We start from the raw sequence: 266 nt of genomic DNA, 5'->3' as shown, positions 1-266 counted from the left end.
TACGATTTTCAATTGTGATGATGCCTGTAGGTTTTAATTCTGGCAATTCAACACTAACTCCGCCAATAGCAGTCATACTTCCTTCGTGACCTCGGTAATAAACATGGGAGATATATTTACCGGATTCATATTTATGTTGGGTTTTGTTAATTCTTGCAAGGTAGCTGCCATCTGATTGGCGTGATGCTTCATGCCAAACAATATCATCCTGACCTCCTGATTCTGTCCAGGTCGGAACATAGACTTTGTCTAAACCACGCGGTGAT

The 266-nt window shown here is 41.4% G+C and carries 1 protein-coding gene; it reads right to left on the bottom strand.

Annotated elements, in window-relative coordinates:
- Window positions 1-266: GBS Bsp-like repeat-containing protein (locus C1E99_RS00045; protein ID WP_193441758.1), on the bottom strand; the 266-nt coding region annotated here is incomplete at both ends.

Source organism: Streptococcus suis (genome assembly GCF_002964045.1).
Taxonomy (GTDB): Bacteria; Bacillota; Bacilli; order Lactobacillales; family Streptococcaceae; genus Streptococcus; species Streptococcus suis_U.
The sequence above is the reverse complement of the archived record's forward strand: the minus strand, read 5'-3'. Positions and strand labels throughout refer to the sequence as shown.